This window comes from Sphaerotilus sp., assembly GCF_034519685.1.
In the GTDB taxonomy this organism is placed as follows: domain Bacteria; phylum Pseudomonadota; class Gammaproteobacteria; order Burkholderiales; family Burkholderiaceae_C; genus Sphaerotilus.
The window spans coordinates 1780554-1806554 of the sequence record NZ_JAXHOF010000006.1; the positions used below are offsets into that span (position 1 = coordinate 1780554).

The following is a 26001-nucleotide window of genomic DNA, read 5'->3' on the forward strand; positions in this document are numbered from 1 at the left end:
CGTAGGAGTCCGTGCATGAAAGCCATTGAAATCTCTCGCCCGGGTGCCCCGGACGTGCTGACGCTGGTCGACCGCGCGGATCCGGTGCACGGCGCTGGTGAGGTGCTGATCCGTGTCACCGCCAGCGGCATCAACCGCCCGGATGTGCTGCAGCGCATGGGCGCCTATCCGCCGCCGCCGGGCGCTTCCGACCTGCCCGGGCTGGAAGTGGCTGGTGTCATCGTGGCGGGCGATGCCGAAGCGATGGCGACGGCCGGGCTGTCGATCGGACAGCGTGTCTGCGCACTGACGCCGGGGGGCGGGTATGCCGAGCTGTGTGTGACGCCGGCCGTGCAGTGCCTGCCGGTGCCGGACGGTCTGAGCGACATCGAGGCGGCGAGCCTGCCCGAGACCTGCTTCACGGTGTGGTCCAACGTGTTCATGCGCGCCGGGCTGCAGCCGGGCGAGACGCTGCTGATCCAGGGCGGCACCAGCGGCATCGGGGTCACCGCGATCCAGATGGCCAAGGCGCTGGGCGCGACCGTGATCGCCACGGCCGGTAGCGATGCCAAGTGCCAGGCGTGCCTCGACCTTGGTGCCGACCATGCCATCCACTACCGCACGGCCGATTTCGCCGAGGAGGCGCGTCGGCTCACGGGCGGGCGGGGCGTGGACGTGATCCTCGACATGGTCGCCGGTGACTATGTGGCCCGCGAGGTGGCGGCGCTGGCGGAGGATGGCCGGCTGGTCATCATCGCGGTGCAGGGCGGCGTGAAGGCGCAGTTCGACGCCGGCCTCGTGCTGCGTCGCCGCCTGACCGTGACCGGCTCGACGCTGCGCCCGCGCCCGGTGGCGTTCAAGGGGGCTGTCGCTGCCGCCCTGCGCGAGCGGGTCTGGCCGCTGATCGCCGCAGGGCGCATCCGCCCGGTGCTGCACAGCGTGCTGCCGGCAACGCAGGCCGCGCAGGCCCATGCGCTGATGGAGTCCAACCAGCACGTCGGCAAGATCGTGCTGACCTGGTGAGGGTGCCGTCCGACGCCCGCCTTGTACCTGACAGTATTTGTTCAACTTGATCAGAGAGTTTTCATCATGACGACACGTCGCAAGCTGGTGGTGGGTAACTGGAAGATGCATGGCAGCCACGCGGCCAACGCCGAGTTGCTGCAGGGTGTGCTGGCCGCGCGTCCCTTCGTGGGCGAGGTGGCGGTGTGCGTGCCGTTTCCTTACCTGTCGGAAGTGGCGGTGACGCTGGCCAACAGCAGCGTGGCCTGGGGCTCGCAGGACGTCTCGGCGCACGCGCATGGCGCTTACACCGGCGAAGTGTCGGCGGCAATGCTGGCCGAGTTCGGCTGCCGGTTCGCGATCGTCGGCCACTCGGAGCGCCGCGCCTACCACGGCGAGTCGGATCAGCTGGTCGCCGACAAGGCCAAGGCCGCGCTGGCCAAGGGCATCACGCCGATCGTCTGTGTCGGCGAGACGCTGGAGCAGCGTGAAGCAGGCGAAACCGAAGCGGTCGTCAAACGCCAGCTTTCGGCGGTGATCCACACCCTCGGTCAGTGCATTGGCGAAGTGGTCGTGGCGTATGAGCCGGTGTGGGCGATCGGCACTGGCCGGACGGCTTCGCCGGAGCAGGCGCAGGCGGTGCATGCTGTGCTGCGCGCCCAGCTGGCAGCGGCCACGCCCCGTGCGGCCGACATGAAGCTGCTGTATGGCGGCAGCGTCAAGCCGGACAATGCGGCTGTTCTTTTTTCACAGGCCGACATTGACGGTGGCCTGATCGGCGGTGCGGCCCTCAAAGCGGCAGATTTTGTCGCCGTGGCCCGCGCGGCGGGTTGAATCTACGGAGTTTTCCATGCAAGTGATGATGAACCTGGTGCTGCTGCTGCAGCTGGCGGCGGCCGTCGCCATGATCGGGCTGGTGCTGATGCAGCAGGGCAAGGGTGCCGACATGGGGGCTGCCTTTGGTGGTGGCTCGTCCGGTAGTCTGTTTGGCGCAACAGGAAGTGCGAACTTCCTGTCTCGGTCGACCGCAGTTGCTGCAACGTTGTTTTTTGTCTGCACTCTGGCCTTGGCCTACTTCGGCAATCTCCCGAGTGCTGATGCTGCTGGCGGCAGCATTCTGGACCGTGCCGCAACGCCTGCTGCCCCTGCGGCCTCCAGCGGACCGGTGGCTGCGCAGATCCCGGGGCTGGTTCAGGCCCCCGCTGCGTCTGGCGCTGCGGTCGCTGCTTCGGTGCCTGCATCGCGCTGATTTGCGCGAAAAAGCTGGCTTGGTACTTGAGGCAAACCCTCATTGGCCTTAGAATTCAAGGCTGTGCTGCAAGGTAATACCTGTAGCAGATCAGTGCAAACATTGCGTCATGTGTGGTCATCTGCAGGGATGCGGCGTTTGTTCTGGTCGTAAAATAGGTTTTCACGTGCCGACGTGGTGAAATTGGTAGACACGCTATCTTGAGGGGGTAGTGGCGAAAGCTGTGCGAGTTCGAGTCTCGCCGTCGGCACCATGCAAAATGACATGCAGATCGGAAGCTTTCAAGTGACTGGTCTGGCGCCCTGGCAAATACTTAGGCGCAGGGACAGGTGGGCGCGCTAGGCACGCGGTTGGGCATTTTGGTGCTTCCGCGCGCGGCGCGCTTTATTTTTGCCGCATGATCGGCTGATGAGGCGATTGACATGAATCTGGAATCCTACCTCCCCGTCATTCTGTTCATTCTGGTTGGCATCGGAGTCGGCGTGGCTCCCCAGTTGCTGGGCGCGTTGCTGGGGCCTCATCGTCCGGATCCGGCCAAGAATTCCCCTTACGAGTGCGGCTTCGAGGCATTCGAGGATGCGCGCATGAAGTTCGATGTGCGCTACTACCTGGTGGCGATTCTCTTCATTCTGTTCGATCTGGAAATTGCATTCCTGTTTCCGTGGGCGGTGTCGCTGCGTGAAATCGGGGCGACAGGTTTCTGGGCGATGATGATCTTCCTGGGCATCCTGGTGGTCGGATTTGTCTACGAATGGAAAAAGGGCGCCCTCGATTGGGAATGAATTCGATCCAAACCACGAGAGCCACGGAAGCACACCATGGGCATTGAAGGCGTATTGAAGGAAGGTTTCGTCACGACCAGTGTCGATACCCTGATCAACTGGTCGAAGACCGGGTCGCTGTGGCCGATGACCTTCGGTCTGGCGTGCTGCGCGGTCGAGATGATGCATGCCGGGGCGTCCCGGTATGACATCGACCGGTTCGGCATGCTGTTCCGGCCGAGTCCGCGGCAGTCCGATCTGATGATCGTGGCCGGCACGCTGTGCAACAAGATGGCGCCCGCACTGCGCAAGGTCTATGACCAGATGGCCGAGCCGCGCTGGGTGCTGAGCATGGGGTCCTGTGCCAACGGTGGTGGCTACTACCACTACAGCTATTCGGTTGTTCGCGGTTGTGACCGTGTCGTGCCGGTGGACGTCTATGTGCCGGGCTGCCCGCCCACGGCCGAGGCGCTGCTCTACGGCATCCTGCAACTGCAGGCCAAGATCCGTCGCGAAAACACCATCGCCCGCTGAGCAGGTAGACCGCATGACCCAGAAACTCGATACCTTGCAGTCCGCGCTGGAGCGGGTGTTTGCTGACCGGCTGGTGAGCTTGGTGCGTGCCCGTGGCGAGATCACGATCACCGTCAAGGCCGCTGACTCCCTGTCCGTTGCCAAGACGCTGCGTGATCACCCCGACCTGGGCTTCGAGCAGCTGATCGACCTGTGTGGCGTCGATTACAGCGACTACAAGGACGGCCAGTACGAGGGTCTGCGCTACGCGGTGGTCACGCACCTGCTGTCGGTGCGCCTGAACTGGCGCCTGCGGCTGAAGGTGTTCGCGGCCGACGACGATTTCCCGGTGGTGCCGGCATTGACTCCGCTGTGGTCGGCTGCCAACTGGTTCGAGCGCGAAGCCTTCGACCTGTATGGCATCGTCTTCGATGGCCACGACGACCTGCGTCGCATCCTGACCGACTACGGCTTCATCGGCCACCCGATGCGCAAGGACTTCCCCGTCACCGGCCACGTCGAGATGCGCTACGACCCCGAGCAGAAGCGCGTCATCTACCAGCCGGTCACGATCGAGCCGCGCGAGATCACGCCGCGCATCATCCGCGAAGACAACTACGGCGGCCTGCACTGAGCTGGCGCAGCGCCCAACCTGAGGTTGATCCATGGCTGAAATCAAGAACTACACCCTGAACTTCGGTCCGCAGCACCCGGCCGCGCACGGCGTGCTGCGCCTGGTGCTGGAGCTGGACGGCGAAGTCATCCAGCGCGCCGATCCGCACATCGGCCTGCTGCACCGCGCCACCGAGAAGCTGGCCGAAAGCAAGACCTTCATCCAGTCGCTGCCCTACATGGACCGTCTCGACTATGTGTCGATGATGGCCAACGAGCATGCCTACTGCCTGGCGATCGAGAAGCTGCTCGGTGTCGACGTGCCGATCCGGGCGCAGTACATCCGCGTGCTGTTCAGCGAGATCACCCGCCTGCTGAACCACCTGCTGTGGCTGGGTTGCCACGGCATGGACTGCGGCGCGATGAACATGCTGATCTATTGCTTCCGCGAGCGGGAAGACCTGTTCGACATGTACGAAGCGGTGTCGGGTGCGCGCATGCACGCGGCCTATTTCCGTCCGGGCGGCGTCTACCGCGACCTGCCAGACACGATGCCGCAGTACAAGCACAGCAAGATCCGCAACGCCAAGGCGATGGCGCGTCTGAACGAGAACCGCCAGGGCTCGCTGCTGGACTTCATCGAAGACTTCGCGACCCGCTTCCCGACGCTGATCGACGAGTACGAGACGCTGCTCACCGACAACCGCATCTGGAAGCAGCGCACCGTCGGCATCGGCGTGGTCACACCGGAGCGTGCGCTGAACCTGGGCTTCACCGGCGCGATGCTGCGCGGCTCGGGCATTGCCTGGGATTTGCGCAAGAACCAGCCGTATGAAGTCTATGACCGCATGGACTTCGACATCCCGGTGGGCGTGAACGGCGACACCTACGACCGCTACCTGGTGCGTGTCGAGGAAATGCGCCAGTCCAACCGCATCATCCAGCAGTGTGTGGATTGGCTGCGCAAGAACCCCGGCCCGGTCATCACCGACAACCACAAGGTGGCGCCGCCGTCGCGCGTCGAGATGAAGACCTCGATGGAAGAGCTGATCCACCACTTCAAGCTCTTCACCGAAGGTTTCCACGTGCCCGAAGGCGAGGCCTACGCCGCCGTCGAGCATCCAAAGGGCGAATTTGGCATCTACCTGATCAGCGACGGTGCCAACAAGCCTTACCGCATGAAGATCCGCCCGCCCGGCTACGTGCATCTGGCCGGTCTCGACGAGATGTCGCGCGGCCACATGATCGCGGACGCCGTGGCCATCATCGGCACGATGGACGTCGTGTTCGGCGAGATCGACCGCTGACCGACCGCTGCTATCCGGAAGCGACGAACCCCATGTTCAGTGAAGCCACCCTGGCGCGTTTTGCGCGCGAAGTTGCCAAGTACCCGGCCGACCAGAAGCAGTCGGCCGTGATGGCCTGTCTGTCGATTGCCCAGCAGGAGCTGGGCTGGGTTTCGCCCGAGGCTGAAGAAGCCATTGCGGGCGTGCTCGGCATGGCGCCGGTTGCGGTGCGCGAGGTCACGACCTTCTACAACATGTACAACCAGCGTCCGGTTGCCCGGTTCAAGCTGAACGTCTGCACCAACCTGCCGTGCCAGTTGCGCAACGGTCAGCAGGCGATGGACTACCTGTGCAAGAAGCTGGGCGTCGAGGACGGTGGCACCACGGCCGACGGGCTGTTCACCGTGCAGAAGTGCGAGTGCCTGGGGGCCTGCGCCGATGCGCCGGTGATGCTGGTCAATGACCGCCAGATGATCAGCTACATGAGCAACGACCGCCTCGATGAGCTGGTCACCATGCTCAAGTCGCAGGCCAAGGCCGCGGCCAACTGACCCCAGGGGCGGACAAGCACATGACTCTTGATCTCTCCAAATTCCAGGCGACGGGTTTTGAAACCTGTTTCCATGACCGCCACATCGGTCCGCAGATTCTGGCCGGCCTGAATGGCAGCAACTGGCGTCTGAAGGACTACGAAGCCCGTGGTGGTTACCAGGCGCTGCGCAAGATCCTGTCCCAGGTCGAGGGCGAAGGCATGACGCCCGACCAGGTGGTCGCCGACGTCAAGGCCTCGGGTCTGCGCGGACGAGGCGGTGCGGGTTTCCCGACGGGCCTGAAGTGGAGCTTCATGCCGCGTGCGCTGCCGGTGCAGAAGTACCTGGTGTGCAACTCGGACGAGGGCGAGCCGGGGACGTGCAAGGACCGCGAGATCCTGCGCTTCAACCCGCACATCGTCATCGAGGGCATGATCATCGCCGCCTACGCGATGGGCATCTCGGTCGGCTACAACTACATCCACGGTGAAATCTTCGAAGCCTACGAGCGCTTCGAGGAGGCCTTGGAAGAAGCCCGTGCTGCTGGCTACCTCGGGGCCAACATCCTGGGCAGCAAACACAGCTTCCAGCTCCATGCCTTCCACGGCTTCGGCGCCTACATCTGCGGTGAAGAGACCGCGCTTCTGGAGTCGCTCGAAGGCAAGAAGGGCCAGCCGCGCTTCAAGCCACCGTTCCCTGCCAGCTTCGGTCTGTACGGTCGCCCGACGACGATCAACAACACCGAAACCTTCGCGGCCGTGCCCTGGATCATCCGCAACGGTGGTCAGGCCTACCTCGAATGTGGCAAGCCGAACAACGGCGGCACCAAGATCTTCTCGATGGTCGGCGACGTGGAGCGTCCCGGCAACTACGAGATCCCGATGGGCACGCCGTTCTCCAAGCTGCTGGAACTGGCTGGCGGCGTCAAGGGTGGCAAGAAGCTCAAGGCGGTGATCCCGGGCGGATCGTCGTCGCCGGTGCTGCCGGCGGACGTGATGATGGCCTGCACGATGGACTATGACTCCATCAGCAAGGCGGGCTCCATGCTCGGCTCGGGCGCCGTCATCGTGATGGACGAGACCCGCTGCATGGTCAAGAGCCTGCAGCGCCTGTCCTACTTCTATGCCCACGAATCGTGCGGCCAGTGCACGCCGTGCCGTGAAGGCACCGGTTGGCTGTCGAAGATGGTCGATCGCATCGAGACCGGTCACGGTCGTCCGGACGATCTGGCGCTGCTCGACAACGTGGCCGAGAACATCATGGGCCGCACCATCTGTGCGCTGGGGGACGCGGCAGCGATGCCGGTGCGCGGCATGCTCAAGCATTTCCGCCACGAATTCGTCCACCACATCGAACACAAGACCTGCATGGCCGGGACGAACCAACATGGTTGAAATCGAACTCGACGGCAAGAAGGTGTCCGTGCTTGAAGGCAGCATGGTGATGCATGCGGCCGAAGCAGCGGGGACCTACATTCCGCACTTCTGCTACCACAAGAAGCTCTCCATTGCGGCGAACTGCCGCATGTGCCTCGTGGACGTGGAAAAGGCGCCCAAGCCGATGCCCGCCTGCGCGACGCCGGTGACGCAAGGCATGATCGTGCGCACCAAGAGCGACAAGGCGCTGAAGGCCCAGCAGTCGGTGATGGAGTTCCTCCTGATCAACCACCCGCTGGACTGCCCGATCTGCGACCAGGGCGGCGAGTGCCAGTTGCAGGATCTGGCCGTGGGCTACGGCAAGTCGGCCTCGCGCTACGAGGAAGAAAAGCGCGTTGTCTTCCACAAGGAGGTCGGCCCGCTGATCTCCATGGAAGAAATGAGCCGCTGCATCCACTGCACGCGCTGTGTCCGTTTCGGCCAGGAAATCGCCGGCCAGATGGAGCTGGGCATGCTCCAGCGCGGCGAGCATTCCGAGATCACGACCTTTGTCGGCCGCACGATCGACTCGGAGCTGTCGGGCAACATGATCGACATCTGCCCGGTCGGTGCGCTCACCAGCAAGCCCTTCCGCTACAGCGCCCGCACCTGGGAGCTGTCGCGCCGCAAGAGCGTCAGCCCGCACGACTCGACCGGTGCCAACCTGATCGTGCAGGTCAAGAACCACAAGGTGCTGCGCGCGGTGCCGCTGGAAAACGACGCCGTCAATGAATGCTGGATCGCCGACCGCGACCGCTTCAGCTACGAAGCACTCAACAGCGACGCCCGCCTGACGCAGCCGATGCTCAAGCAGGGCGGCCAGTGGAAGCCGGTGGACTGGACCACGGCGCTCGAATACGTCGCCAACGGCCTGAAGCAGATCAAGACGCAGCACGGCGCGGCCTCGATCGGTGCGCTGGCCTCGGCCATGAGCACCAGCGAAGAGCTGTTCCTGCTGGGCGAGTTCATGCGCGGCCTCGGCAGCCAGAACGTCGATCACCGCCTGCGCCACAGCGATTTCCGCACCGAAGCCGGTGCCGTGCGCTGGCTGGGCCTGCCGATCGCCGAGCTGTCCACGCTGGACCGCGCGCTGGTGATCGGCTCCTTCCTGCGCAAGGACCATCCTCTGTTCGCGCAGCGCCTGCGTCAGGCGAGCCGCCGTGGTGCCAAGGTGATGCGCATTGGCGCGCAGTCGGACGACTGGGCGATGAACGTCGCGGGCGAGATCGTCGCCGCACCGTCGGACTGGCTGTCGGTGCTGATCGAAGTCGCTGCTGCCGTGGCCACCGCCAAGGGCGTGACCGCGCCGCTGTCGGTGACGCCGGGCGAGCAGGCGCAGGCCATCGCCAACGCGCTGCTTTCGGGTGAGCGCAAGGCGGTGCTGCTGGGCAATGCCGCAGCAGCACACCCGCAGGCGGCCGAGCTGCTGGCCATCGCCAACTGGATTGCCGAGCAGGCTGGTGCCCGCTGCGGTTACCTGGGTGACTCGGGCAACGGCGTCGGCGCACAGCTCGTCGGCGCGCAGCCAGGGCAGGGCGGTCTCGATGCCGCCCAGATGCTGGCCAAGCCGCTCAAGGCCTACCTGCTGTTCAACACCGAGCCGGTGCTGGACGCGGCCAACGCTGCTCAAGCAGCCAAGTCGCTGGCAGCGGCCGAGATGGTCATCGCCTTCAGTCCGTTCCAGGCGAATGTCGAGTTCGCCGACGTGATGCTGCCGATCGCGCCGTTCACCGAAACCGGTGGCAGCTTCGTCAACGCCGACGGCCGCGTGCAGTCGTTCCACGGTGTCGTGCGTCCGCTGGGCGACACCCGTCCGGGCTGGAAGGTGCTGCGCGTGCTGGGCAACCTGCTGGGCTTGAATGGTTTCGCGCAGGAATCGGTCGAGGACGTTCGCGCGGCGGCTGGCCTGAACGATGCCGCCAAGGTGAATGCGCGCCTGTCCAACCGCAGCAGCGCCGCGCCGCAGATCGTGGCCGCGCCGGCCGGGCTGCAGCGCATTGCCAACGTGCCGGTCTACGCCACGGATTCGGTCGTGCGCCGTGCCCCGTCGCTGCAGCAGACGGCCGACGCCAACGCGCCGCTGGTGGCGCTGAACGCCGCGCTCTGGGCCCAGCTGGGCTTGCAGGACGGCGCCAAGGTGCGCGTCAAGCAGAGCGAAGGCAGCGTCGTGTTGCCCGCTGCGCTGGATGCTTCGCTGGCGGCCAACACCGTGCGCGTGAGCGCCGGGCACCCCTCCACCGCTGCACTGGGCGCCGTGTTCGGTGCCCTGAGCATCGAACGCGCCTGAGCCGCAGAAGGACCTGATGATGCTGGACACCCTGCAAACCGTCGGCGCTTCCACGCTGGGCCCGACCGCCTGGACCGTGGTCTGGACGCTGCTCAAGATCGTGGTCGTGCTGCTGCCGCTGCTTGGCTGCGTCGCCTACCTGACGCTCTGGGAACGCAAGGCCATCGGCTGGACCCAGATCCGACCCGGCCCGAACCGGGTGGGTCCGTGGGGCCTGCTGACCCCGATCGCCGACGCCGTCAAGCTGATCTTCAAGGAGATCATCGCCCCGACCGCCGCGAACAAGGGCCTGTTCTTCCTGGGTCCGATCATGACGATCATGCCGGCGCTGGCCGCCTGGGCGGTCGTGCCGTTCGGACCGGAAGTCGCGCTGGCCAACGTCAACGCCGGCCTGCTGTTCCTGATGGCGATCACCTCGATGGAAGTCTACGGCGTGATCATCGCCGGCTGGGCCTCCAACTCGAAGTACGCCTTCCTCGGCGCCATGCGCGCGTCGGCTCAGATGGTCAGCTACGAAATCGCGATGGGCTTCTGCTTCGTCGTCGTGCTGATGGTGGCCGGCAGCCTGAACATGACGGACATCGTGGTCAGCCAGACCAAGGGGCAGTTCGCCGACATGGGGCTGAATTTCCTGTCGTGGAACTGGTTGCCGCTGTTTCCGATCTTCATCGTCTATTTCATCTCCGGTCTGGCCGAGACCAACCGCCACCCGTTCGACGTGGTGGAAGGCGAAGCGGAAATCGTGGCCGGGCACATGATCGAGTATTCGGGCATGTCGTTCGCCATGTTCTTCCTGGCCGAATACGCCAACATGATCCTGGTGTCGATGCTGGCGGTGCTGCTGTTCCTTGGTGGCTGGGATGCGCCGATTGCCGCGCTGTCCTTCCTGCCGGGCTGGATCTGGCTGGGCCTGAAGACCTTCTGTGTCGCGACGATGTTCCTGTGGGTGCGCGCCACCTTCCCGCGCTACCGCTATGACCAGATCATGCGCCTGGGCTGGAAGATCTTCATCCCGATCACGCTGGTGTGGCTGGTGGTGGTGGGTCTGTGGATCCAGTCGCCCTGGAACATCTGGAAATAACCCGAGCGAGCGAGGAAAGAAACCATGTCCGCCGTGGCCAGTGTCAAGGATTTTGTCTCCAGTTTCATGCTGCTTGAGTTGCTCAAGGGCATGAAGCTGACGGGGCGTCACTTCTTCCAGCGCAGCGTGACTGTGCAGTTCCCGGAAGAGAAGACGCCGTTGTCGCCGCGTTTCCGCGGTCTGCATGCCCTGCGCCGTTACGAGAACGGTGAAGAGCGCTGCATCGCCTGCAAGCTGTGCGAGGCAGTGTGTCCGGCGATGGCGATCACCATCGAATCGGATGTGCGCGCCGACGGCAGCCGCCGCACGACGCGCTACGACATCGACCTCACCAAGTGCATCTTCTGCGGCTTTTGCGAAGAAAGCTGCCCGGTCGATTCGATCGTCGAGACGCACATTTTCGAATACCACGGCGAAAAACGCGGTGACCTGTACTTCACGAAGGACATGTTGCTGGCCGTCGGCGATCGCTACGAAAAAGAGATTGCAGCCAACAAGGAGGCGGACGCCAAGTACCGGTAAGGCAAGGCGCTCACACTCGCGGCCGCAGTCTTCCTGACTGTTCTGCGGGTTCGGGCTTGCAACAACCGCGTACCCGACTACGACATGGACACGACCACCGCGCTCTTCTACGTCTTTTCCGCCGTGCTGCTGCTCTCGGCGTTCCGAGTCATCACGGCCAACAGCCCGGTTCACTCCGCGCTGTTCCTGGTGCTGGCCTTTTTCAGCGCTTCGTGCATCTGGATGATGCTGCATGCCGAGTTCCTGGCGATTTCGCTGGTACTGGTGTATGTCGGCGCTGTCATGGTGCTGTTCTTGTTTGTCGTGATGATGCTCGACATCAACATCGCACAGTTGAAACAGGGTTTCTGGAAACACTTCCCTGTGGCTGCGCTGGTGGGTGTGGTCATCGCGCTGGAGATGGCCTGGGTGCTGCAGCGTGGCTTCAACACCACCGTGGCCAAGCCGATGGAAGGCACCGCTGGCATGCCCAACACGAAGCTGCTGGGCATCGAGATCTACACCGACTATCTGTACCCGCTGGAAGTGGCTGCCGTCCTGCTGCTGGTGGCGATCATCTCCGCGATCGCCCTGACGCTGCGTCGCCGCAAGGACGTGCGTGGCCAGAATCCGGCAGAGCAGGTCAAGGCCAAGAAGGCTGATCGCCTGCGCATCGTGAAGATGGACGCCGTGCGCGAGCAGCCATCCCAGCCCGTGGCCCCGGCTGCTGCAGCCGACACCGCCCCGAAAGGAAAAGCATGATCTCGCTCGGACACTATCTGACGCTGGGCGCGATCCTGTTCGCGATTTCCGTGGTGGGTATCTTCCTGAACCGCAAGAATCTGATCGTGCTGCTGATGGCCATCGAGTTGATGCTGCTGGCGGTCAATCTGAATTTCGTGGCCTTCTCCCATTACCTGGGGGACATGGCCGGCCAGGTGTTCGTGTTCTTCATCCTGACAGTGGCGGCGGCCGAGTCTGCGATCGGTCTGGCCATCCTGGTCGTGCTGTTCCGCAACCGTGCCACGATCAATGTCGATGAGCTGGACTCGCTGAAGGGCTGACGCCAAGGGGAACAACAGAAAATGTCTCAGCTCTCGCAATCGATGCTGTTGGCCGTGCCGCTCGCGCCCCTCGCAGGCGCCGTGCTGGCGGGTTTCTTCGGCAAGTCCATCGGACGGACAGGTTCGCATGTCGCCACCATCCTGGGCGTGCTGATCGCCTTCATCCTGTCGGTCATCACGCTCAAGGCGGTTGCCCTGGACGGCGCCCGCTTCAACGAGACCCTCTATGAATGGATGGTGCTCGGCGGACTGAAGATGGAAGTCGGCTTCATGGTCGACGGCCTGACCGCGATGATGATGTGCGTCGTCACCTTCGTGTCGCTGATGGTCCACCTCTACACCATCGGCTACATGGAAGAGGATCCCGGCTACAACCGCTTCTTCTCCTACATCTCGCTGTTCACGTTCTCGATGCTGATGCTCGTCATGAGCAACAACTTCCTGCAACTGTTCTTCGGCTGGGAAGCGGTGGGTCTGGTGTCCTACCTGCTGATCGGTTTCTGGTTCAAGAAGCCGACGGCGGTGTTCGCCAACATGAAGGCGTTCCTGGTCAACCGGGTCGGTGACTTCGGCTTCATCCTGGGCATTGGCCTGATCGCCGCCTACGCTGGCACGCTGAGCTACACCGAAACCTTCGCCAAGGCGGACGAACTCTCGAAGATCGTCTTCCCGTATGACACCTGGGGCGGCGACTGGATGCTGATCACCGTGATCTGCATCTGTCTGTTCATCGGCGCGATGGGCAAGTCGGCGCAGTTCCCGCTGCACGTCTGGCTGCCGGACTCGATGGAAGGCCCGACCCCGATCTCGGCGCTGATCCACGCGGCGACGATGGTGACCGCGGGCATCTTCATGGTGGCGCGCATGTCGCCGCTGTTCGAGCTGTCGGACACCGCGCTGAACTTCATCCTGATCATCGGCTCCATCACGGCGCTGTTCATGGGCTTCCTGGGCATCATCCAGAACGACATCAAGCGGGTGGTCGCCTACTCGACGCTGTCGCAGCTGGGTTACATGACGATCGCGCTCGGTGCGTCGGCCTACTCGGTCGCGGTGTTCCACCTGATGACGCACGCGTTCTTCAAGGCGCTGCTGTTCCTGGGTGCCGGCTCGGTCATCATGGGCATGCACCATGACCAGGACATCCGCAACATGGGCGGCCTGCGCAAGTACATGCCGATCACCTGGATCACGTCGCTGCTGGGCTCGCTCGCGCTGATCGGCACGCCGTTCTTCTCGGGTTTCTACTCGAAGGACTCGATCATCCTGGCCCTGGGCGCCAGCAACCTGTCGGCTGCACCGATCGCCCTGACGGCGGCGGTGGTGGGTGTCTTCGTGACCGCCTTCTACTCGTTCCGGATGTATTTCCTGGTCTTCCACGGCAAGGAGCATTTCCACCACAAGCCCTTCCCGGGCGAGCATGACCACCACGACGAAGACGACCACGGCCATGCCCATGCGCACACGCCGCACGAGTCTCCCTGGGTCGTGACCGTGCCGCTGCTGCTGCTGGCGATTCCCTCGGTCGTGATCGGCTACCTGACGATCCAGCCGCTGCTGTTCGGTGATTTCCTGAAAGACGCGATCTTCGTCGATGCCGCGCGCCATCCGGCGATGGCCCAGCTTGGCGAGCACTTCCACGGTGCTGCCGCCATGGCCATGCACTCGCTGCAGACGCTGCCGCTGTGGCTGGCGGTCGCAGGCGTGGTCACCGCCTACGTGTTCTACATGCTGGTTCCGGCGGTCCCGGCCTTCTTCGGCCGTGCGCTGGCACCGCTGGTGACCGTGATGGAAAACAAGTACTACATGGACTGGATCAACGAGAACATCTTCGCGGCAGGCGCTCGCCTGCTGGGCCGCGGTCTGTGGAAGATCGGCGACGTGACGATCATTGACGGTCTGGCTGTCAATGGCTCTGCACGTCTGGTGGGCTGGATCGGGTCGCTCGTGCGGCTGTTCCAGACCGGCTACATCTACCACTACGCACTGGTCATGCTCGTCGGCGTCTTCGCGCTGATGTCGTGGTTCGTGTGGCAGTACCGCTGAGCGGAGGGACGACAACATGGCTTACCTCTCTCTTGCGATCTGGATTCCGATTGCCTTCGGCGTGCTGCTGCTGGCCATCGGACGGGATGACCAGCCCCAGGCAGCCCGATGGATCGGGCTGATCGGTGCGCTGATCGGCTTCGCGGTGACGCTGCCGCTGATCACCGGCTTCGACACCACCACCGCTGCGCTGCAGTTCCAGGAAAACTTCGCCTGGATTCCGCGGTTCAACATCCGCTACCACCTGGGCGTCGATGGCATCTCGGTGTGGTTCGTCCTGCTGACGGCCTTCATCTCGATCATCGTCGTGCTGGCCGGCTGGGAAGTCATCACCGACCGTGCCCACCAGTACATCGGTGCCTTCCTGATCATGTCCGGCCTGACGGTCGGCGTGTTCTCGGCCGCCGACGGCATGCTGTTCTACGTGTTCTTCGAAGCGACCCTGATCCCGATGTACATCATCATCGGCATCTGGGGCGGACCGCGCCGCGTCTACGCCGCGATCAAGTTCTTCCTGTACACGCTGGCCGGCTCGCTGCTGCTGCTGCTCGCGCTCATCTTTCTGTACTACAAGTCGGGTGGCAGTTTCGACATCCAGACCTGGCACAAGCTGCCGCTGCCGATCGGTGCGCAGACGATGCTGTTCTTCGCCTTCCTCGCTGCGTTTGCGGTGAAGGTGCCGATGTGGCCGGTCCACACCTGGCTGCCGGATGCCCACGTCGAGGCGCCCACGGGGGGCTCCATCGTGCTGGCGGCGATCATGCTGAAGCTTGGTGCCTATGGCTTCCTGCGCTTCTCGCTGCCGATCGCGCCGGACGCCTCGCATGAGTGGTCGGGCCTGCTGATCACGCTGTCGCTGGTCGCGGTGATCTACATCGGTCTGGTCGCGATGGTGCAGACCGACATGAAGAAGCTGGTGGCGTATTCGTCCATCGCGCACATGGGCTTCGTCACGCTGGGCTTCTTCTTCTTCAGCGAACTGGGCATCTCGGGCGGTCTGGTGCAGATGATCTCGCACGGTTTTGTCTCGGGCGCGATGTTCCTGTCGATCGGTGTCCTCTACGACCGTGTGCACTCGCGTGAAATCGCCTCCTACGGTGGCGTGGCCAACACCATGCCCAAGTTCGCCGCCTTCGCCGTGTTCTTCGGCATGGCCAATGCGGGCTTGCCCGGCACGGCTGGCTTCATCGGCGAGTGGATGGTGATCCTGGGGGCTGTCCAGTACAACTTCTGGATCGGTCTGCTGGCCGCGACGGCGCTGATCTTCGGTGCGGCCTACACGCTCTGGATGGTCAAGCGCGTCTACTTCGGCGAAGTCGCCAATGAGCATGTGCGCGAATTGAGCGACATCAATCCCCGCGAGTTCATGCTGCTGGCTGTGCTGGCGGTCTGCACGCTGGCGATGGGCCTCTATCCGAAGCCCTTCACCGATGTGATGCACGTGTCGGTGACGGAGCTGATCCGCCACGTCGGCGTGTCGAAACTGTGATCCTGGAGCGCTGCACCCCATGACTGCAATGAATTGGCTCGCGGTGTATCCCGAGATCTTCCTGCTGGTGATGGCCTGCGTCGTTGCGCTGGCCGACCTGTTCGTGACCGACCCGAAGCGCACGCCCACGCATGTGCTCACCCTGCTGACGCTGGTTGCGCTGGCGGGCATGCACTGGGTGTCCTTCCACGAGGGCCAGACCTACTATGCGATGAACCGCATGGTGGTCACCGACCCGATGGGGCATCTGCTGGCCCTGTTCGCGACCATCGCGGTGGCTGTGACGCTGGTCTATGCCCGCCCCTACGCCGAGAGCCGCGAGATGCTCAAGGGCGAGCTGTATTCGCTCAGCCTGTTCTCGCTGCTCGGCATCTCGATCATGGTGTCGGGCAACAACCTGCTGACGCTGTACCTCGGCCTGGAGGTGATGAGCCTGTCGCTGTACTCGCTGGTGGCGCTGCGCCGGGACCATGCGCAGTCGACCGAAGCCGCGATGAAGTACTTCGTGCTGGGTGCGCTGGCCTCGGGTTTCCTGCTCTACGGCATGTCCATGATGTACGGCGCGACCGGCTCGCTCGACCTGGGACGGATCTTCGAAGCCATCGGCAAGGGTGAAGTCAACCGCCAGGTGCTGGTGTTCGGTCTGGTGTTCATCGTCTCGGGACTGGCGTTCAAGCTGGGGGCCGTGCCCTTCCACATGTGGCTGCCGGACGTGTACCAGGGTGCGCCCACCGCGGCCACCTTGCTGATCGCGGGCGCTCCGAAGATCGCTGCCTTCGGCATGACCATCCGCTTGCTCGTCGATGGCATGCTCGGTCTGGCCGTGGACTGGCAGCAGATGTTCATCGTGCTGGCGGTGTGTTCGCTGCTGGTCGGCAACCTGGCCGCCATCGCGCAGACCAACCTCAAGCGCATGCTGGCGTACTCGACCATCGCGCAGATGGGCTTCCTGCTGCTCGGCCTGCTGGCGGGCGTGGTCAACGGCAACACGCTGTCGGCTGCCAACGCCTACAGTTCGGCGATGTTCTACGTCATCACCTATGTGGTGACGACGCTGGGCACCTTCGGTCTGATCATGCTGATGGCCCGTGCCGGACATGAAGCGGAGAACATCACCGACCTGGCGGGTCTGCACCGCCGCAGCCCGGTGCTGGCCGCCGTGATGGGCATCTTCATGTTCTCGCTGGCCGGTGTGCCGCCGATGGTGGGTTTCTACGCCAAGCTGGCGGTGTTGCAGGCGCTGATCTCGACCAATGACTCGCTGCATCTGTACCTGGCGATCTTCGCCGTGGTGATGTCGCTGATCGGCGCCTTCTATTACCTGCGCATCGTCAAGGTGATGTACTTCGACGAGCCGACCGACACCTCGCCGATCGTCACCCCGACCGGCGCCCGCACGGTGCTGTCGCTCAATGGTGCAGCGGTGCTGGTGCTGGGTATCCTGCCCGGCGGTCTGATGGCCATGTGCGCGCAGGCCATCGTCAAGGCGCTGGGTACCTGATGTCCTCGTCTGCATCGGTCTGGCTGGTGCTGCTGTGCGCAGTGGTACTGGCCAATCTGCCCTTCTTCAATGAACGGGTCTTCGCCGTCGGTCCGGCCCGGGCGCACAAGGGCTTTGCCGTGCGCCTGCTGGAGTTGCTGCTGTACACCGCGCTGACCATCGGTGTCGGGCGCTGGCTGGAAGGCCGCAACAGCCAGATCGCGGACCAGGGCTGGCAGTTCTATGCGGTGGTGGGCTGTGTCATGCTGACGCTGGCTTTTCCGGGGTTCGTGTGGCGCTATCTGCGCCGCCGGCACTGAGCGCATCCAGCCCCGTTCCCACCCGTTTCAGCCGTCCAGCCATCCCGCCGCCATGGCCCTGCCCGAACTCCACCAGTTGCCCTCCGACGATGCGCATCTGCGCGAGGTGTGTGTGCAGTCGCGCGAGGCCTACCGGGGCCGTTTCCTTCAGGTTCGCCAGGACGATGTGTCCCTGCCCGATGGCAGCGTCTCGTACCGCGAGTACATCGTCCATCCCGGTGCGGTGATGGTGGTGCCTGTGCTGGACGACGGCCGGTTGGTGATGGAGCGGCAATACCGCTATCCGACACACCGCGCCTATCTGGAGTTTCCTGCTGGAAAGCTTGAGTCTGGCGAGCCGGGCATCGTCTGCGGTGTGCGGGAGCTGTTCGAAGAGACCGGGTTCCGTGCGGTGGAGTGGGCCTACGCCGGCGAGCTGCACAACGCGATTGCCTACTCCAGCGAGCGCATCGAGGTCTGGTTCGCGCGTGGTCTGGTGGCGGGTACACGCCAGCTGGACGCTGGCGAGTTCCTCGATGTGTTCGCGGCTTCCGAGGACGAGCTGGCGGGCTGGGTGGCCGACGGTTCCGTCACCGATGCCAAGACCATGATCGCCTTGCTCTGGCTGCAGCAATGGCGTGCAGGCCGTTGGGCTTTGACCTGGAAACCTGCGGAAGCCTGGGGCTGCGACCGATAATCGGTCGGCCATGAAAGTACTCAACCTGCAGTGTGCGGTCGGCCATGCCTTCGAAGGGTGGTTCGGCTCTGAAGACGATTACCTGTCGCAGCAGGCCCGCGGGCTGCTGGTCTGCCCGCTGTGTGGCCATGCCGAGGTGGCACGCTTGCCGTCCGCGCCGCGCCTGAACCTGTCGGGCGCCAAAGCCCCTGCAGGACCATCCCCCGTTTCCACTGCACCGACGGCAGCACCGGCCGGTGCGCAGCGGCCGCCGTCTGCCCGGCCACCCGTCCGGCTGACGCCGGAGCGCGCGCAAGCCGAGGCCGTCCTGCTGCAGGCCATGCGCCATGTCCTCGCCAGCACGGAGGATGTCGGTCCGGCATTCGTGGAGGAGGTCCGGCGCATGCACTACGGCGAGGCCGAGCCGCGCAACATCCGCGACGAGGCCAGCCCGGCCGAGGCCGAGTCCTTGCGCGACGAGGGGATCGAGGTGTTGCGGCTGCCGATTCCCGACGCACTCAAGGGGCCGCTGCAGTAGGCCGTGCCGGCGCGTCGGCATCGAGCAGGCGGCCAGGGTTCATGCGCCGTGCCGGATCGAGTGCTTGCTTGATGGCGCGCATCAGTCCCAGTGCCACGGGTGACTTGCGCTGTGCCAGCTCCTCCCGCTTCAGCGCACCGATGCCATGCTCGGCGGAGATCGACCCGCCATGGGCCTGCACCGCGTCGTAGACCAGTGTGTTGACCGCGTGTTCGTGTTCCCTGAGGAAGTCGGCGGCCGAGCCGCCCGGCGGCACCTGCACGTTGTAGTGCAGATTCCCGTCCCCCAGGTGACCGAAGTTCACCAGCCGAGCACCCGGGAATGCCCGCTCCAGCGCGGCATCGGTGCTGGCCACGAAGGCGGGAATCCGGGAGACGGGCAGGGCGATGTCGTGCTTGATGTTCAGGCCTTCTTCGGCCTGGGCCATCGAGATCGATTCGCGCAGGTGCCACATCGCACGAGACTGGGCCACCGAGTTCGCGACCACCGCGTCCGTGAGGAGGCCAGCCTCCAGTGCGGCTTCCAGCAGACCTTCGAAGACCGTGCGGGCGTGCTCCGTGCTTTCCGCGTCAGACACTTCCAGCAGCACGGTCCACGGTGACGGCGGCAAGGGCTGGGGGATCTGCGGAAAATGCTTGCGCACCAGCGACAGTGCGCATGCCCCCATCACTTCGAAACCGGTCAGCGACGCCGCGGCGCGGGTCTGCGCCAGTTGCAGCAGCGCCACGCACTGCGTGACCGATGCGCAGGCGGCCAGCGCGGTCATCGACGCCGCGGGCTGCGGATACAGGCGCATCACGGCGGCGGTGATGACGCCGAGCGTGCCTTCGCTGCCGATGTAGAGGTGGCGCAGGTCATAGCCGGTGTTGTCCTTGCGCAGCCCGCTCAGGCCTTCCCAGATCTCGCCGTCCGGCGTCACCACCTCCAGCCCGAGGCAGAGTTCGCGCGCATTGCCGAAGCGCAGCACCTGCGTGCCACCTGCATTGGTCGCCAGGTTGCCGCCGAGGGTGCAGCTGCCTTCCGCCGCCAGGCTCAAGGGCAGCAGCAGACCGGCTTCCTCGGCGGCGTGCTGCGCCGCCTGCAGCACGCAACCGGCCTCCGCCGTCATCGTCAGGTTGGCCACGTCAATGGCCCGCACCCGGTTCAGCCGGCCCAGACTGAGCAGCACTTGTGTGCCGGAGCCGTCCGGCACCGAGCCTCCCACCAGACTGGTGTTGCCGCCTTGTGGCACCACGGCGACCCCGTGGCGGGCACACACGCGCATCACCGCGGCGACTTCGGCCGTGCTGCCGGGGCGCACCACGGCCAGGGCCTTGCCGTGCCAGCGCTTGCGCCAGTCGCGCTCGTAGGCGCTGAGGTCACCGTCCTGCAGCACGTGGCTGGCGCCGATGGCGGCGCGCAGGTCTGCCAGCACTGGGGCGTGGTCGGCGACAGGGTTCATGGTGATCTAGACGGGATTGGAATGGGATGGGAAACCTGGGCCAGGACAGCGGATGCGCTCAAGCCGCGCTGGTGATGGCCGTCGCCTGCCGGCCTGCAGCCAGCCGAGCCCGGACATGCCAGGCGCACGCCGAGAACAACAGCACCGACAGCACCAGCTCGATGGCGGCCAGCGTCACCTCCGGTCCGGGCGCGCTGTTGACGCGCACAGCACCTTCGGCGGCGTAGAGCCACACGGCCAGACTCATCCAGCGGTAGGTGTAGAGCTTCATGCGCCACAGGCCCGGCAGCGCCAGCAGCAGGGGGATGACCTTGATCGCCAGCGAACCGGAGCCCGTCGGCGCCAGGTGCAGCTCCCAGAGCAGGCCCAGCACCGCCAGCGCCAGACAGGAGCCGAAGGCGAGCCAGCGGCTGCGTTGCACGGCGGGGGTGGGGACGGTGGTGGCGTGGGCTTCGGTCATCTCGGGGCAATCGTTTCAGCTTTGGCATGATAGCCACATGCACCTATTCAGCAGTCGATGGGCGGCCTTTCAGGCCTGGCCCTGGCTCGACACCCTGCGCACCCTGCGCCAGCGCTTCCGGGAAGACCGGCTCGGCGTCACGGCTGGCAGCCTCACCTTCACCACCATGGTCTCCCTGGTGCCGCTGTTGACGGTCACCTTCGCACTGTTCACGGCGTTTCCGATGTTCGCGAGTTTCCGCAAGGCGCTGGAGGTGTATTTCCTGCAGAACCTGGTGCCCGACGCCATCGCCCGGCCCGTGTTCAAGCAGCTCACGCTCTTTGCCAGCAAGGCCAGCCAGGTGGGCGCCGTGGGGCTGGTCGTGCTGGTGCTCACCGCGATCGCGCTGCTGCTGACCATCGACCGCTCGCTGAACGCCATCTGGCGTGTCCGCCAGACCCGGTCGCTTGCCCAGCGGGTGCTGGTGTACTGGGCCACGGCGACGCTGGCGCCCTTGGTGCTCGGCGTGAGCCTGTCGCTGACCACCTCGTACGCGGTGTCGGTCTCCAGCGATCTGAACGAGGCCTTGCCGGGGGGCGTGTCGCTGCTGCTCGGGCTGGTCGAGCTGGGGCTGATGGCGTTTGGCGTGTCCGCGCTGTTCAAGTTCGTGCCCAACACTCAGGTGCGCTGGAGCCATGCCGCGCTGGGCGGGGTGTTCGTGGCGATCGGGTTCGAGATGGCCAAGCGGGGTCTGGCCTGGTACCTCGGGCTGGCGCCGACCTACACGACGATCTATGGCGCCTTTGCCACGGTGCCGATCCTGCTGAGCTGGATCTATCTGGGCTGGGTGATCGTGCTGCTGGGGGCCGTGATCGCGGCCTACGCACCCAGCCTGCAGATGCGCGTGGTGCGCCAGGCGGTCACGCCGGGCTGGCGTTTCCTGTTCGCCCTCACGCTGCTGCGCGAGCTGGCGCAAGCCCGACAGGGGCCGGCACGGGGCGTCGCGGTGGTCGAGCTGTGCGAGCGGCTGCGGCTCGATCCCCTGCAGGTCGAGCCGGTGCTGGCGCAGCTGCAGCGGCTGGACTGGGTTGGCGTGCTGCAGGAGCCGGGACTGGCGCGCCATGTGCTGCTGGTCGACCCGGCGCATACACCTGTGGCGCCGCTGGTGCAGGCGCTGCTGTTGTCGGTGCGGAGCGAGGACGAGCCTTTCTGGCAGAACACCGGTCTTTCGCAGATGCGGCTGGCCGATGCGCTCGACCTTCGCGCCGCCCCTGGCGCCTGAAACCGCTGGAACTGCTTCCGAACAGCGGCGTATCCCCGGCGGTATTGCGCAGTTCGGCGCGCCCGTGGCCCTCTACCCTCTCGCTTGTCCGTCGTCTGGCGGAATTCACCGAAGTGCAGTACCGGGGGGTATCGAATGCGCGTCAACTTGCCTGTCACCCAGTCCGAATATCCGTTCCCGAGCGGACGGGCGCTGGTCTCGACCACGGATCTGCAGGGCCGTCTGCTTTACTGCAATCCCGCATTCATCGAAGTCAGCGGGTTCGTGCGCGAGGAACTGCTGGGGCAGCCCCACAACCTGATCCGGCACCCCGACATGCCCGAGGAAGCCTTCCGGGACATGTGGGAGACGATCGCCGCAGGGGCGCCGTGGTCCGGGCTGGTGAAGAACCGCCGCAAGAATGGCGACCATTACTGGGTCATGGCCAATGTCACGCCGCTGCTCGACGGGGATCAGCCCATCGGCTACATGTCGGTCCGCACCGAGGCCAGCCGCGCGCAGATCGAGGCTGCCGAGCAGCTCTACGCGACCATGCGCGCTGAACAGGAAGCCGGCGGCGCGCTGTTGCACCGCCTGCAGAGCGGCCGCGTCGAGCGCAACACCGCCTGGGCGCGTGTCCAGCGCCGGCTGGCGGTGTCGCCGTCGAAGCGGCTGTTCCTGCTCTGCCTGGGCTGTGCGGTGGTCGGGGCTGGTGCCGGACAGGGGCTGTCGGGCGACTCCGGGCTGGCGGGCGGACTGGCCGCTGCCACCTTGCTCGCCGGGTCGGCCGCCTGGGCCACCTGGCGCATCCGCAGCAGCAGCCTGGAGCCGATGGCGCGGCTGCTGCAGTTCGCCAACCGCATGGCCGCGGGAGATCTGCGCCACCGCCTGCCCGCCGACCAGGCCGGGCTGGCCGGACAGCTGGAGCGCGCGCTGAACCAGCTGTCCGTCAATCTGCTGGCCATCGTCGGCGACACGCGGGCGGGTGTGGAGGCCTTGCGCGGCACGGCGAGCGAACTGGCCCGCGGCAATCTGGACCTCGCCGGGCGCACGGAATCCCAGGCGTCCAGCCTGGTCGAGACCTCCGCTTCCATGACCCAGATCACCGGCACCGTCCGCCAGAGTGCCGACAGTGCGCACGGTGTGGCCGGTATGGCCCTGCAGGCAGCCGAGATCACCTCGCGCAGCACGGCGGCCGTCCACCGTGTCACCGACACGATGCAGACGATCCGCCAGTCCTCGCAGCGCATCCAGGAGATCGTGCAGGTCATCGACGGCATCGCCCTGCAGACCAATCTGCTGGCCTTGAACGCGGCGGTGGAAGCGGCGCGTGCCGGAGAGCAAGGGCGCGGATTCGCCGTGGTCGCGGGCGAAGTGCGCCAGCTGGCCAAGCGCACCTCGGTCGCCGCGCAGGAGATCAAGCAGCTGATCGAGGAAGCCGCCGCCAAGGTCGAGACCGGTACGGCCCAGACCGATCTGGCCTGCACCACGATGGACGAGACCCTCGCCGCCGTGCGCCAGATGAGCCAGCTGGTGGGCGGCATCGGCTCAGGCGCCGCCGAGCAGCTGGTGGGCATCTCGCAGATCAACGAGGCTGTGGCCAACATGGAAACACTGACCCAGCAGAACGCCACGCTGGTGCAGGAGCTGACGGGCGCGGCCCACTCGGTCGGCACGCAGGCGGAGATGGTGTCCGAGGCCGTGCGCATCTTCCGCCTCGACGCACATGCGCATGCGCATGCGGCGGACACCTCTGCCGTTGCCTTGCGCCGCCGGATGAAGCAGGCGCAGTCGGCCCCGGCGCACTGATCAGGCCAGCGCGCGGCGCAGGGCGGCGAGCAGCCCGTCCGGGTCTTCCTGCATCAGCGCATGGCCGGCCTTCGGCAGCGTGTGCACCTCGGCTTGCAGCGCCTGCGCCATGGCTAGGGCCTGCCGCGGCACGGTCATGCGGTCCCGGCCACCCAGCACCAGGCTGCAGCGTGTGCTGGAGGCGGCACGCAGCTGCGCCGCCGCCCCCAGACCATGGGCGTAGCGGTCACAGGCGCTGAAATCGTGGTGGAACAGGTTGTGCTCGATGCCGGCGATCCCCTCGCCGCGCGCCAGCACCTGGCGCATCAGCGCCTGACTGGCGCCATGCAGCCAGGCGCCCGGACCGGGGTACGAGGGCTTGGCCCCCATCGAGGCGTGCGAGAAGGTCACCACCTGGTCGATGGCCGCCAGCGGTGTCCGGGCCGCCAGCTCCAGCAGGGCCGGGGAGACGCGCATCGGGTAGGCCGTGCCCACCATGACGAGGTGGCTGATGGCGCCGGGTGTGGCGCGGCTGGCGGCTTCCAGCGCGATCAGCGAACCCATGCTGTGGCCGACCAGTGCGGCGCGCTGCACCTGGTGTTTGGCCAGCAGCGCCAGCACGGCGTCGGCCATCGACTCGACGTCCGGCAGCACCGGGCCGGCGCTGCGGCCGTGTCCGGGCAAGTCGATGGCCAGCACGCCGTGGCCGTGGTGCGCGAACCAGCGTGCGGCCAGGGTCCAGACGCTGTGGTCGTTCAGGGCGCCATGCACGAAGACGATGCAGGGCAGGGCAGGGTCGAAGGGCCGACCGCCGGTGTAGGCGTACAGCGGCGCGTGCGGGGTCATGGTCAGTGGCGTGGTCATGGCGTCACGCGGCTTTCTGTGCGGCCTTGAGCGCACGCTGGAGGTCGTCGATGAGGTCGGCGGGATCTTCCAGGCCGATCGATAGCCGCACCGTGCCTGGGCCGATGCCAGCGGCCGCAAGCGCCGCGTCGTCCATGCGGAAATGGGTGGTCGAGGCCGGGTGGATCACCAGCGAGCGGGCATCGCCCACATTGGCCAGATGCGAGAACAGCTCCAGCGCCTCGATGAAGGCCTGCCCCTGTCGGCGCGAGCCTTGCAGATCGAAGCTGAACACCGCGCCGCAGCCACGCGGCAGCAAGCGACTGGCCAGGGCGTGGTCGGGATGGTCGGGGCGCGAGGGGTGGCGGATGGTGCCCACCATCGGCTGGGTGGCCAGGAACTCGACGATCTGCCGGGTGTTCTCGACATGGCGCGCCATGCGCAGCGGCAGTGTCTCGATGCCCTGCAGGATCAGCCAGGCGGTGTGCGGGCTCATGCAAGCACCCAGATCGCGCAGCCCCTCGCGCCGGGCGCGCAGCCCGAAGGCGCCGACGGAGCTTTCCTCGGTGAACACCATGCCGTGGAAGCCGTCGTAGGGGGTGCACAGCGTCGCGGCGCGGCCGTGCTGAGCATGCGCGGCGTCCCAGTCAACGTTGCCGCCATCGACCAGCAGCCCGCCGACGACCGTGCCGTGGCCGCAGAGAAACTTGGTCGCCGAATGCAGCACCAGCGCCGCGCCCAGCGCGATCGGGCGCTGCAGCCAGGGCGTGGCCAGCGTGGCGTCCACCAGCAGCGGCAGGCCGTGGTCGCGGCCGAGCTGGGCCAGCGTGGGAATGTCCAGCACATCCAGCCCCGGGTTGCCCAGCGTTTCGCCGAAGAGCAGCTTCGTCTCGGGCCGGATCGCTGCGCGCCAGGCGTCGTGGTCACCCGGCCGCACGAAGGTGGTCTGGATGCCCAGCCGCGGCAGGGTGTAGTGCAGCAGGTTGTGCGAGCCGCCATAGAGCGCGCTGCTGGCGACGATGTGGTCCCCCGCGCCAGCCAAGGTGGTAATGGCCAGCACCAGCGCCGCCTGCCCGCTGGCGGTGGCCAGCGCGCCGACACCACCGTCCAGCGCGGCGATGCGCTCCTCCAGCACCGCCGTGGTCGGGTTGGAGAGGCGGCTGTAGACGTGGCCCGGTCGCTCCAGGTTGAACAGCGAGGCGGCGTGTTCGGCCGATTCGAAGACGAAGGAGGTGCTCAGGTGCAGCGGGACCGCCCGCGCACCGGTGGCCGGGTCGGGGGCACTGCCGGCATGCAGGGCAAGCGTGTCGAATCCGGGGGCGGCGTATCCGGCCATCAGGGGCTCCTCAGGGTGATTTTTGCGCGCATTGTGGGCTATATTGACGCAACAACTCCTGTCATGCCTGCATCCGTTGCGGCAT

At 65.6% G+C, this 26001-nt stretch carries 26 protein-coding genes and 1 tRNA gene; 23 read left to right on the top strand and 4 right to left on the bottom strand.

All coding sequences use genetic code 11. The annotated features are described in order from the left end of the window. Positions 1-15 precede the first annotated feature (15 nt). The 21 genes from U5O44_RS19005 (at position 16) to U5O44_RS19105 (ending at position 18808) form a co-directional block, all read left to right on the top strand. Positions 16-1002: an NAD(P)H-quinone oxidoreductase gene (locus U5O44_RS19005; RefSeq protein WP_322589967.1), complete on the top strand. Its 987-nt coding sequence runs from the start codon at positions 16-18 to the stop codon at positions 1000-1002. Between the two features lie 66 nt (positions 1003-1068). Continuing rightward, the gene (gene tpiA, locus U5O44_RS19010; protein WP_322589968.1) at positions 1069-1815 is read left to right on the top strand and encodes a triose-phosphate isomerase; all 747 of its coding nucleotides are present in this window, start codon (positions 1069-1071) and stop codon (positions 1813-1815) included. Between the two features lie 16 nt (positions 1816-1831). After that, positions 1832-2230 (top strand): preprotein translocase subunit SecG, encoded by a 399-nt coding sequence (gene secG, locus U5O44_RS19015; protein ID WP_322589969.1) that lies wholly within the window; start codon positions 1832-1834, stop codon positions 2228-2230. 168 nt (positions 2231-2398) lie between these two features. Continuing rightward, positions 2399-2483: transfer RNA gene (locus U5O44_RS19020), tRNA-Leu, on the top strand. A 169-nt stretch (positions 2484-2652) separates the two neighbouring features. Further along, positions 2653-3012: an NADH-quinone oxidoreductase subunit A gene (locus tag U5O44_RS19025; RefSeq protein ID WP_322589970.1), complete on the top strand. Its 360-nt coding sequence runs from the start codon at positions 2653-2655 to the stop codon at positions 3010-3012. 36 nt (positions 3013-3048) lie between these two features. Further along, a complete protein-coding gene (locus U5O44_RS19030) occupies positions 3049-3525 on the top strand; it encodes a NuoB/complex I 20 kDa subunit family protein (protein WP_012346532.1) in 477 nt (158 codons plus the stop codon). Between the two features lie 13 nt (positions 3526-3538). Next, the gene (locus U5O44_RS19035) at positions 3539-4138 is read left to right on the top strand and encodes an NADH-quinone oxidoreductase subunit C (protein WP_322589971.1); all 600 of its coding nucleotides are present in this window, start codon (positions 3539-3541) and stop codon (positions 4136-4138) included. A 31-nt stretch (positions 4139-4169) separates the two neighbouring features. Next, positions 4170-5423: an NADH-quinone oxidoreductase subunit D gene (locus U5O44_RS19040; RefSeq protein ID WP_322589972.1), complete on the top strand. Its 1254-nt coding sequence runs from the start codon at positions 4170-4172 to the stop codon at positions 5421-5423. A gap of 32 nt (positions 5424-5455) precedes the next feature. Then, positions 5456-5953: an NADH-quinone oxidoreductase subunit NuoE gene (nuoE, locus tag U5O44_RS19045; RefSeq protein ID WP_322589973.1), complete on the top strand. Its 498-nt coding sequence runs from the start codon at positions 5456-5458 to the stop codon at positions 5951-5953. A 20-nt stretch (positions 5954-5973) separates the two neighbouring features. Then, on the top strand, positions 5974-7326 hold the full coding sequence (gene nuoF, locus U5O44_RS19050) for an NADH-quinone oxidoreductase subunit NuoF (protein ID WP_322589974.1): 1353 nt from the start codon (positions 5974-5976) through the stop codon (positions 7324-7326). Continuing rightward, complete coding sequence (gene nuoG / locus U5O44_RS19055) at positions 7319-9634, top strand: NADH-quinone oxidoreductase subunit NuoG (protein ID WP_322589975.1); 2316 nt, start codon at positions 7319-7321, stop codon at positions 9632-9634. The genes nuoF and nuoG overlap by 8 nt, the downstream gene beginning before the upstream one ends. 19 nt (positions 9635-9653) lie before the next feature. After that, entirely contained in the window at positions 9654-10715 is a 1062-nt protein-coding gene (nuoH, locus tag U5O44_RS19060; RefSeq protein ID WP_322589976.1) for an NADH-quinone oxidoreductase subunit NuoH, read from the top strand. 24 nt (positions 10716-10739) lie between these two features. Continuing rightward, positions 10740-11237, top strand: coding sequence for an NADH-quinone oxidoreductase subunit NuoI (gene nuoI / locus U5O44_RS19065; RefSeq protein ID WP_322589977.1), 498 nt, complete (start codon positions 10740-10742; stop codon positions 11235-11237). Between the two features lie 84 nt (positions 11238-11321). Beyond that, on the top strand, positions 11322-11978 hold the full coding sequence (locus tag U5O44_RS19070; RefSeq protein ID WP_322589978.1) for an NADH-quinone oxidoreductase subunit J: 657 nt from the start codon (positions 11322-11324) through the stop codon (positions 11976-11978). After that, positions 11975-12280 (top strand): NADH-quinone oxidoreductase subunit NuoK, encoded by a 306-nt coding sequence (gene nuoK / locus U5O44_RS19075; protein WP_179634872.1) that lies wholly within the window; start codon positions 11975-11977, stop codon positions 12278-12280. Before U5O44_RS19070 ends, nuoK begins: the two co-directional genes overlap by 4 nt. A gap of 21 nt (positions 12281-12301) precedes the next feature. Further along, positions 12302-14326 (top strand): NADH-quinone oxidoreductase subunit L, encoded by a 2025-nt coding sequence (nuoL, locus tag U5O44_RS19080; protein WP_322589979.1) that lies wholly within the window; start codon positions 12302-12304, stop codon positions 14324-14326. Between the two features lie 16 nt (positions 14327-14342). Beyond that, the gene (locus U5O44_RS19085) at positions 14343-15815 is read left to right on the top strand and encodes an NADH-quinone oxidoreductase subunit M (RefSeq protein ID WP_322589980.1); all 1473 of its coding nucleotides are present in this window, start codon (positions 14343-14345) and stop codon (positions 15813-15815) included. Between the two features lie 19 nt (positions 15816-15834). Further along, on the top strand, positions 15835-17316 hold the full coding sequence (nuoN, locus tag U5O44_RS19090; protein ID WP_322589981.1) for an NADH-quinone oxidoreductase subunit NuoN: 1482 nt from the start codon (positions 15835-15837) through the stop codon (positions 17314-17316). Continuing rightward, complete coding sequence (locus tag U5O44_RS19095) at positions 17316-17615, top strand: DUF2818 family protein (RefSeq protein WP_322589982.1); 300 nt, start codon at positions 17316-17318, stop codon at positions 17613-17615. The genes nuoN and U5O44_RS19095 overlap by 1 nt, the downstream gene beginning before the upstream one ends. A 52-nt stretch (positions 17616-17667) precedes the next feature. Then, positions 17668-18291, top strand: coding sequence for an NUDIX hydrolase (locus U5O44_RS19100; protein WP_322589983.1), 624 nt, complete (start codon positions 17668-17670; stop codon positions 18289-18291). 10 nt (positions 18292-18301) lie between these two features. Then, a complete protein-coding gene (locus tag U5O44_RS19105) occupies positions 18302-18808 on the top strand; it encodes a DUF1178 family protein (RefSeq protein ID WP_322589984.1) in 507 nt (168 codons plus the stop codon). Here the strand turns inward: U5O44_RS19105 and U5O44_RS19110 are convergent. Together U5O44_RS19110 and U5O44_RS19115 are read right to left on the bottom strand one after the other, a co-directional pair. Next, the gene (locus tag U5O44_RS19110; protein ID WP_322589985.1) at positions 18789-20249 is read right to left on the bottom strand and encodes an FAD-binding oxidoreductase; all 1461 of its coding nucleotides are present in this window, start codon (positions 20247-20249) and stop codon (positions 18789-18791) included. The two genes, U5O44_RS19105 and U5O44_RS19110, sit on opposite strands and share 20 nt — an antisense overlap. 58 nt (positions 20250-20307) lie before the next feature. Continuing rightward, positions 20308-20709 carry a DUF2069 domain-containing protein gene (locus U5O44_RS19115; RefSeq protein ID WP_322589986.1) on the bottom strand — a complete coding sequence of 134 codons (402 nt, stop codon included), beginning with the start codon at positions 20707-20709 and terminating at the stop codon, positions 20308-20310. Positions 20710-20746: 37 nt separating this feature from the next. Here U5O44_RS19115 and U5O44_RS19120 point away from each other — a divergent pair, with 37 nt between their 5' ends. Then, positions 20747-21970, top strand: coding sequence for a YihY family inner membrane protein (locus U5O44_RS19120; RefSeq protein WP_322589987.1), 1224 nt, complete (start codon positions 20747-20749; stop codon positions 21968-21970). Positions 21971-22117: 147 nt separating this feature from the next. After that, on the top strand, positions 22118-23758 hold the full coding sequence (locus U5O44_RS19125) for a methyl-accepting chemotaxis protein (RefSeq protein ID WP_322589988.1): 1641 nt from the start codon (positions 22118-22120) through the stop codon (positions 23756-23758). Here the strand turns inward: U5O44_RS19125 and U5O44_RS19130 are convergent, their stop codons facing one another. After that, positions 23759-24601, bottom strand: coding sequence for an alpha/beta fold hydrolase (locus U5O44_RS19130; RefSeq protein WP_322589989.1), 843 nt, complete (start codon positions 24599-24601; stop codon positions 23759-23761). 4 nt (positions 24602-24605) lie between these two features. Continuing rightward, entirely contained in the window at positions 24606-25916 is a 1311-nt protein-coding gene (locus U5O44_RS19135) for an O-acetylhomoserine aminocarboxypropyltransferase (RefSeq protein ID WP_322589990.1), read from the bottom strand. Positions 25917-26001 lie beyond the last annotated feature (85 nt).

What these genes read in the sequence shown, in the direction of transcription:
- U5O44_RS19135 (WP_322589990.1), bottom strand. Translation starts at nt 25,916, where the DNA reads ATGGCCGGATACGCCGCCCCCGGATTCGACACGCTTGCCCTGCATGCC.
- U5O44_RS19115 (WP_322589986.1), bottom strand. Translation starts at nt 20,709, where the DNA reads ATGACCGAAGCCCACGCCACCACCGTCCCCACCCCCGCCGTGCAACGC.
- nuoI (WP_322589977.1), top strand. Translation starts at nt 10,740, where the DNA reads ATGTCCGCCGTGGCCAGTGTCAAGGATTTTGTCTCCAGTTTCATGCTG.
- tpiA (WP_322589968.1), top strand. Translation starts at nt 1,069, where the DNA reads ATGACGACACGTCGCAAGCTGGTGGTGGGTAACTGGAAGATGCATGGC.
- U5O44_RS19005 (WP_322589967.1), top strand. Translation starts at nt 16, where the DNA reads ATGAAAGCCATTGAAATCTCTCGCCCGGGTGCCCCGGACGTGCTGACG.
- U5O44_RS19085 (WP_322589980.1), top strand. Translation starts at nt 14,343, where the DNA reads ATGGCTTACCTCTCTCTTGCGATCTGGATTCCGATTGCCTTCGGCGTG.
- nuoE (WP_322589973.1), top strand. Translation starts at nt 5,456, where the DNA reads ATGTTCAGTGAAGCCACCCTGGCGCGTTTTGCGCGCGAAGTTGCCAAG.
- nuoN (WP_322589981.1), top strand. Translation starts at nt 15,835, where the DNA reads ATGACTGCAATGAATTGGCTCGCGGTGTATCCCGAGATCTTCCTGCTG.
- nuoL (WP_322589979.1), top strand. Translation starts at nt 12,302, where the DNA reads ATGTCTCAGCTCTCGCAATCGATGCTGTTGGCCGTGCCGCTCGCGCCC.
- nuoF (WP_322589974.1), top strand. Translation starts at nt 5,974, where the DNA reads ATGACTCTTGATCTCTCCAAATTCCAGGCGACGGGTTTTGAAACCTGT.
- nuoG (WP_322589975.1), top strand. Translation starts at nt 7,319, where the DNA reads ATGGTTGAAATCGAACTCGACGGCAAGAAGGTGTCCGTGCTTGAAGGC.
- U5O44_RS19035 (WP_322589971.1), top strand. Translation starts at nt 3,539, where the DNA reads ATGACCCAGAAACTCGATACCTTGCAGTCCGCGCTGGAGCGGGTGTTT.
- U5O44_RS19070 (WP_322589978.1), top strand. Translation starts at nt 11,322, where the DNA reads ATGGACACGACCACCGCGCTCTTCTACGTCTTTTCCGCCGTGCTGCTG.
- U5O44_RS19100 (WP_322589983.1), top strand. Translation starts at nt 17,668, where the DNA reads ATGGCCCTGCCCGAACTCCACCAGTTGCCCTCCGACGATGCGCATCTG.
- U5O44_RS19120 (WP_322589987.1), top strand. Translation starts at nt 20,747, where the DNA reads ATGCACCTATTCAGCAGTCGATGGGCGGCCTTTCAGGCCTGGCCCTGG.
- U5O44_RS19130 (WP_322589989.1), bottom strand. Translation starts at nt 24,601, where the DNA reads ATGACCACGCCACTGACCATGACCCCGCACGCGCCGCTGTACGCCTAC.
- secG (WP_322589969.1), top strand. Translation starts at nt 1,832, where the DNA reads ATGCAAGTGATGATGAACCTGGTGCTGCTGCTGCAGCTGGCGGCGGCC.
- U5O44_RS19105 (WP_322589984.1), top strand. Translation starts at nt 18,302, where the DNA reads ATGAAAGTACTCAACCTGCAGTGTGCGGTCGGCCATGCCTTCGAAGGG.
- U5O44_RS19040 (WP_322589972.1), top strand. Translation starts at nt 4,170, where the DNA reads ATGGCTGAAATCAAGAACTACACCCTGAACTTCGGTCCGCAGCACCCG.
- nuoH (WP_322589976.1), top strand. Translation starts at nt 9,654, where the DNA reads ATGCTGGACACCCTGCAAACCGTCGGCGCTTCCACGCTGGGCCCGACC.
- U5O44_RS19110 (WP_322589985.1), bottom strand. Translation starts at nt 20,249, where the DNA reads ATGAACCCTGTCGCCGACCACGCCCCAGTGCTGGCAGACCTGCGCGCC.
- U5O44_RS19025 (WP_322589970.1), top strand. Translation starts at nt 2,653, where the DNA reads ATGAATCTGGAATCCTACCTCCCCGTCATTCTGTTCATTCTGGTTGGC.
- U5O44_RS19095 (WP_322589982.1), top strand. Translation starts at nt 17,316, where the DNA reads ATGTCCTCGTCTGCATCGGTCTGGCTGGTGCTGCTGTGCGCAGTGGTA.
- U5O44_RS19030 (WP_012346532.1), top strand. Translation starts at nt 3,049, where the DNA reads ATGGGCATTGAAGGCGTATTGAAGGAAGGTTTCGTCACGACCAGTGTC.
- nuoK (WP_179634872.1), top strand. Translation starts at nt 11,975, where the DNA reads ATGATCTCGCTCGGACACTATCTGACGCTGGGCGCGATCCTGTTCGCG.